The organism is Flavobacterium sp. (assembly GCF_035456225.1).
Classification (GTDB): domain Bacteria; phylum Bacteroidota; class Bacteroidia; order Flavobacteriales; family Flavobacteriaceae; genus Flavobacterium.
Genome location: NZ_DATIDM010000074.1, coordinates 1 through 6,716 on the forward strand (window position 1 = coordinate 1; position 6,716 = coordinate 6,716).

Below are 6,716 nucleotides of genomic sequence, written 5' to 3' on the forward strand. Positions count from 1 at the left end.
AATAACCTATTTTTGTATTTAACGCGGTAACCAGCATCAGTGAATTATCTACCAATTCTTTGATTCGGGTGTAATTAGGTTCAATTCCAACGGCACAATGTTCATTGAACGACATACACGCATCACCTAATAATCTAGCCGATTGAAGAAAATTGGTAGCAATTAAAGGTTTAAAAACGTTCAGTTCATAATGTCCTTGGGTCGCACCAATTGTAATAGCAACGTCATTTCCCATCACTTGAGCACAAACCATCGTTAAAGCTTCACATTGTGTCGGATTCACTTTTCCGGGCATGATGGAAGAACCCGGCTCGTTTTCAGGAATAAAAATTTCTCCAATTCCCGAACGCGGACCCGAAGCCATCATTCTAATATCATTCGCTATTTTATTTAATGAAACCGCTAATTGTTTCAGAGCGCCATGTGTTTCTACCATGGCGTCGTGAGCGGCGAGGGCTTCAAACTTGTTTTCGGCGGTTTTGAGCGGTAATCCTGAAAATTTTGATATGTATTCTGCCACTTTTACATCATAGTCTTTAGGAGTGTTTAAACCGGTTCCTACGGCTGTTCCTCCGAGAGCCAATTCGGACAAATGGGAAAGTGTGTTTTTCAGCGCTTTTAACCCGTGATTCAATTGCGAAACATAACCGGAAAGTTCCTGTCCAAGGGTTAGGGGGGTGGCATCCATTAAGTGGGTACGCCCAATTTTCACAACATTTATAAATTCTTCCGATTTTGATTTCAGTGTGTCTCGTAGCTGTTCGATTCCCGGGATAGTGGTTTCAACAATAACCTTATAGGCAGCAATATGCATTGCGGTAGGGAAAGTATCATTGGAAGACTGCGATTTGTTCACATCATCATTGGCTTTTATAAAAGATTCTTCGCCAATTTTTTTTCCTGATAAAACTTGTGCTCTGTTAGCAATGACTTCGTTTACGTTCATGTTACTTTGCGTACCTGAACCAGTCTGCCAAATCACTAATGGAAAATTATCATTCAGTTTTCCTGATAGAATCTCGTCGCAAACCTGTGATATAGCATCACGTTTTTCAATGGGCAAAACGGCTAAATCGCAATTGGTGTAAGCTGCCGCTTTTTTTAAATAAGCAAAAGCTTCAATGATTTCTTTCGGCATGGAAGCCGGTTCACCAATTTTAAAATTATTTCTGGAACGTTCAGTTTGTGCTCCCCAGTATTTTTCTGACGGAACGCTTACTTCTCCCATCGTGTCTTTTTCAATTCGAAAGTCCATAATATGTCAATTTTTCCTTAAAATTAATGAATATCAACCGGTTAATAAATGTTGTTAAAATAAATTTAAGAAAGTTTTGTCCAGCCTGAATTTTACACGTATATTTGGCGTGAATTCATAAAATTCCGGAAAACATGTTTGAATTTAGTCAGTATTTAGGTTTTTTACTTTTCTTAGGGATCTTTTTAACAGGATTCTGGTTAATGCTTTTCTTGGTAAACTTCGTGTTCTACTGGGTAGGAGGAGCATTATGGGAAAACTATAAAGAGAAAAGAAATCGCAAAAACGATGAATAGTTAGAATTTCTGACTTTCATAAAAATAAAAAAGTCCCGAGTAATCGGGACTTTTTTGTTTTAACCTCCTATGAAATCTTCACCTTCACCAGCATTTTTAGGCATTTTGTCTCTATCTGTTTTCTTTTTGTTGAAACGATACGTAAATGATAAGTTAATTTGTCTTTCACGACCCTGCATTTCCGTGTGTGTAATTACGGAATCAAGATTACTGTCGAAAATTCTTTTTCTTGAATTGAAAAGGTCATTTACGTTAAGTGTAATAGTCGCTTTGTCTTTTAATACATCCTTACTGAATGCTAAATTTGCTGAAACGACACCTAAACTTTTTCCTTGAGCATTTTCCTGTGGAGCATTATACGTTGCGTTGGTTTGCCAGTCAATGGCATAAGGCAAGGTAATTCTCGAAGTTACACGTGTAAACCAAGTAAAAGCAATATTGTCAAAATCCTGTACGATAGTTTCTCCCTTATAATTTACATAGGTATAATCACCTTGCGTTTAATTTCTGAAGAAGTTGAAATTTCCGTTTAATTTCCACCATTTGTATGGAGTGTAATTTAATGTAAATTCAAGACCTCCGCGGTATTCGGTTGCCAGGTTGATTGGAGTGGTTTCGATTACCGGGATTCCGTCAACATCTTCTCCTGATTCTCTTCGGATAAACTGAAAAGAGTTTTCTGTATGATTAATATAAGCCGAAGTGGTAAGTGTTAATTTGTCCCATTGCTTCATGTATCCAATGTCAAAAGCATTCGTCATGGAAGGGTCAAGATCCGGATTTCCTTTAAAGTAAGAGATGTCACTTGAATAATTTGAAAAAGGATTTATCAGACGGCCTCTCGGACGGTTGATTCTTTTACTGTAATTGACACTAACACTGCTTTTTTCTCCAATCTCATATGTCAAAAACACACTTGGGAAAAGATTGTTGTATTTTTTGTTGTCAAATTCGTTTGTTGTAAGCAAATTGATATCGATGTCGGAATCTTCAAATCGAAGGCCGGCCAAATAACTGAATTTTCCAATTTTGCTGCCATATTGAGAATAAACAGCGTTTATACTTTCCTTGTAATTCAGTTTATTTGTTAAATTGGTATTGATTGTACCTGAACCTTGTCCCTGATCTGGGCCGATTCCCTCTTCAACGCTGTAATCGGTTACCAGATTGGAAAAATCACCTTTGTATCCGGCTTCAAATTGTCCTTTACCAATAGGTAAAACATAATCTGTTTGTGCCAGCGTACGACTTTGTTTCTGATAATTAGTGGTTCCTGTTATTACTGGAGTTGCAGTGCTTCCTACAGTACTTTCAGTAATGATGGAAAGATCATCATCATGATTTCCCGAAACCGAAAAGTCGGCAGTTAACTTATGTCCTTCTTTTTTGAAGTTTTTAGTAATGTTGGAAGAGAAATTCAGGTTGTCACTTTCATTGGTCTGATCGTTATAACGATTTCTGATGTCAATTAACTCATGATTTTCATCATAATTATAATAATTTACATTTTCAGGATTTCCTCCATCATTTTTTGAAAACCCTACCGAGTTTGTCCAGCTTAAAGATTTGGTTAAAAACCATTCCAAACCAAAATTGTTGTTTTTACCTCTTCTTTCCCTGTCATTTTCTCTTATTTCATCAATATATGTTGGCGCTCCGATTTCAGGGTCTAAATAATGTGAGTTACCTAAATAATTACCCGGGCTTGTACTGTTGTTGTAACCAAGGTTGGTAAAGAAATTAAAATTCTCGCCTCTGAAATTGAAATTACCGGTTAAGTTATAATTTTCAGGATATCCCACTGTACCGGTAACACTTCCGTTAATACCCTGGTTTTTTCCTTTTTTCAGAACGATGTTCACTATACCGGCTCCACCCTCGGCTTCATAGCGTGACGAAGGATTTGTAATTACTTCCACTTTTTCGACAGCATCTGCCGGAAGTTGCTTTAAGGCCTGTGCTACATTTACACCAATCATACCTGATGGTTTTCCGTCAATCAGGATTTTTACGTTTTCATTGCCTCGTAAGCTCACATTTCCGTCAACATCCACAGAAACCGAAGGAACGTTATCCAACACATCGCTGGCAGTTCCGCCTTTTACCATCATGTCTTTGCTGACATTGTAAACTTTTTTATCCAATTTGATTTCAACCGCAGCTTTTTCGGCAACGATAACAACTTCATCCAATTGTTTAGAATCTTCCGCTACGGGAATTACGCCAAGATTTGTATCAGCATTGATGGCTTTGTCTTTAAACTCTACTGTTTTGAAACCAAGGAATTCAATTTTGATGTAGTAAACGCCGACAGGGACATCAAAGGAGAATTCTCCTTTTGCATCTGTCATTCCTCCAGAAACCATTGAAGGGTTTTTGATGTTTTGCACGTAAACACTGGCATATTCTAAAGGCTGGCCCGAAGATTTTTCAGTAACTTTTCCGGTTACTTTTACTTTTTGTCCCTGCGGTCTTTGTTGCGCAAATGAAAAAAGTGTTGTTAGCAGTACTAAAAAAGTTACTAAAGCATTTATCTTTTTCATGTATAATTTGGTTTGATTTGGTCAGTAAGACTGCAAAAATACCTCTTGGTTTATCCGTGAAATCACAAATCTTTGTTAAAACGAAAATGGAATAATTCTAAATAATCTCAAGGATTTTTTCAATAGGCCTGCCAATTACCGCTTTATTACCATTAATAATTATAGGTCGTTCTATTAAAACCGGATTTTCAGTCATGATTGTAATTAGTTCATCATCAGAAAGATCTTTGTCTTTATATACTTCTTTCCAAAGGGTTTCTTTTGTTCTTACCAATTCAATCGGTTTGCAATTCAGTTTCTGAAGTATTTCAGTTAGTTCTTCTCTCGAAATTTTTTCATCAAGATACTTAACGGTGTTGAATTTAATTCCTTTTTCTTCCAATAAACAAACTCCTTCTCGTGATTTGCTGCATCTTGGGTTATGATAGATTGTAATCATGTTTTTTTGTATTTTCGGCAAAAGTACTTCATAAAAGTAAAAAATGAAGTATCTTCAGCGTAACAAAATCAGCAACAAATACACCAATTTTTTAAAAACGTACTTATGTTTATTGAACAAATTAAGAACAAAAATTTTAATTTTATACTTTATCTTCCTGTTTTACTTGGGTTTACAACTTTAATGCTTGCCAATTATGTAATGACCCAGGATATGAGTACGGATGCAATTATGGATGAGATGATCGAAAGCTGGGGAAGTAACCTAACTTTTGTTTTTGTAATTATTCCCTTGTCGCTAATGTGTCTCGGATTATTGTTTTGGGTTAAATTCATCCACAGACAAAGCATCAGAAGTTTAACAACCGCAAGAAAGAAGGTCGATTGGGGAAGGATTCTATTCTCTTTCGGATTGTGGGCATTCATTTCGGCATTACTAACCATAATTTCTTATTTCGTGGCTCCCGAAAATTTTGTTTTCAATTTCAAACCTTTGCCTTTTTTTTCTTTTTTGTTATTGGCAACGCTATTGATTCCGCTACAGACAAGTTTTGAGGAATATCTGTTCCGAGGATATATGATGCAGGGTTTGGGAGTGATTACAAACAGCAGATTAATCCCGTTTCTTACGACTTCTATTTTGTTCGGATTAATGCATATCGCCAATCCGGAAGTGGGAAAATTAGGTTTGATCATTATGATTTACTACATAGGAACAGGTTTTTTCCTAGGAATCATCACTTTAATGGATGATGGATTAGAACTTGCGCTGGGCTTTCATGCCGCAAATAATTTAGTTGGAGCCCTTTTGGTTACGGCAGATTGGACAGCCTTTCAGACCAATTCAATTTTGAAGGACGTTTCTGAACCGACTGCAGGATTCGACATAATAATTCCGGTTTTCATAATTTTTCCAATGCTGATCTATATCTTTTCAAAGAAATACGGATGGAGCGATTGGAAAGGAAAATTAACCGGAAAATTGGTTCAGCCATCAGACATTGAAATAAAGGAAATATAATGAATCGTTTTTTGGATATGCATTCCGACTTTAAATTTAATGGAAAGGCCTATAATTCTAAATCATTTTGTTCGTTTGCAAATGAGCTTTTGAATTCCGATGAAGAATTCGAAAAACATTTGTCAAAATTTGTTTTGGATTGGTTCGATGAAAATGATTTTGTCGAAGTAACTACTTCCGGAACAACAGGCACTCCGAAGGTAATTCGTCTTAAGAAAGAAGCAATGGTTAATTCGGCATTAGCTACAGCTGCTTTTTTTGATTTGAAGAGCAATTGTAAAGCATTGCATTGTCTGCCGATGCAGTATATAGCCGGGAAAATGATGTTAGTCCGTGCCATGGTGTTGGGTTGGGATTTGGATTTTGTAAAACCGGACGCTCATCCGCTTGACGGAAATAAAACAAACTATGATTTTACTGCAATGGTTCCGCTTCAGGTTGAAAATTCGTTTGAACAATTACGTTTGGTTAAGAAAGTGATTATTGGAGGTGCAAAATTGAGTCCGGATTTAGCCAGAAAACTAAAACAGCTGCCTACAGCCATCTATGAAACGTATGGTATGACTGAAACCATTACCCATATTGCTGCAAAAAAAATTCAGGATTCGGGTTTTTCAGTATTGCCGGGTATTACTGTTTCTACAGATGACAGAAAATGCTTGGTGATTGATGCACCGAGATTATCGGAAACCAAAATAATTACCAATGATGTTGTTGAGATAGTGGGTGATGATAAATTTGTGTGGCTTGGCCGATTTGATAATGTCATCAACAGTGGAGGAGTGAAGCTGTTCCCCGAAAGAATAGAGGAGAAGTTGGGCGGGAAAATTCCTCATCGGTTTTTTGTAATCGGTAAACCGGATAACAGCTTAGGTGAAAAACTGGTTTTGGTTATTGAAAGTAGTCCTTATGAGATAGGAAGTTCGGCTTTTGATGGTTTGGATAAATTCGAAAAACCTAAAGAAATAGTATTTGTTCCAAAATTTTCAGAAACCGAAACCGGAAAAATCAAACGTGCCGATACCATAAAAAAATGAACCACAAAGCTGCTTTTTAATGTTCACATCGCCCATACGACGAAGGTTAAGCATGCTTTGTGGTTATTTTGAAAAAAGTTGTTGTACTTTCGCTTTATTGCTGCATTTTGAAATAATAATCGGCTG

4 protein-coding genes and 1 pseudogene are annotated in these 6,716 nt (G+C 36.7%); 2 read left to right on the forward strand and 3 right to left on the reverse strand.

Annotated features, from left to right (window positions below; all coding sequences use genetic code 11):
- The 3 genes and pseudogenes from fumC to arsC form a co-directional block, all read right to left on the reverse strand.
- Positions 1-1,255: class II fumarate hydratase (gene fumC, locus VLB74_RS04355; protein ID WP_325202240.1), on the reverse strand; the 1,255-nt coding region annotated here is incomplete at its 3' end.
- A gap of 355 nt (positions 1,256-1,610) precedes the next feature.
- A pseudogene (locus VLB74_RS04365) lies at positions 1,611-4,094 on the reverse strand (TonB-dependent receptor).
- Positions 4,095-4,191: 97 nt separating this feature from the next.
- Positions 4,192-4,533: an arsenate reductase (glutaredoxin) gene (arsC, locus tag VLB74_RS04370; RefSeq protein ID WP_325202242.1), complete on the reverse strand. Its 342-nt coding sequence runs from the start codon at positions 4,531-4,533 to the stop codon at positions 4,192-4,194.
- 105 nt (positions 4,534-4,638) lie between these two features.
- Between arsC and VLB74_RS04375 the strand changes: the two genes are divergently transcribed.
- Together VLB74_RS04375 and VLB74_RS04380 are read left to right on the forward strand one after the other, a co-directional pair.
- Positions 4,639-5,553 carry a CPBP family intramembrane glutamic endopeptidase gene (locus tag VLB74_RS04375; protein ID WP_325202243.1) on the forward strand — a complete coding sequence of 305 codons (915 nt, stop codon included), beginning with the start codon at positions 4,639-4,641 and terminating at the stop codon, positions 5,551-5,553.
- On the forward strand, positions 5,553-6,590 hold the full coding sequence (locus VLB74_RS04380) for an AMP-binding protein (RefSeq protein WP_325202244.1): 1,038 nt from the start codon (positions 5,553-5,555) through the stop codon (positions 6,588-6,590). The genes VLB74_RS04375 and VLB74_RS04380 overlap by 1 nt, the downstream gene beginning before the upstream one ends.
- The last annotated feature ends 126 nt before the right edge of the window (positions 6,591-6,716 follow it).

Bases quoted from the DNA above. Each gene is read 5' to 3' on its own strand.
- VLB74_RS04375 (WP_325202243.1), top strand. From the start codon at position 4,639: ATGTTTATTGAACAAATTAAGAACAAAAATTTTAATTTTATACTTTAT.
- arsC (WP_325202242.1), bottom strand. From the start codon at position 4,533: ATGATTACAATCTATCATAACCCAAGATGCAGCAAATCACGAGAAGGA.
- VLB74_RS04380 (WP_325202244.1), top strand. From the start codon at position 5,553: ATGAATCGTTTTTTGGATATGCATTCCGACTTTAAATTTAATGGAAAG.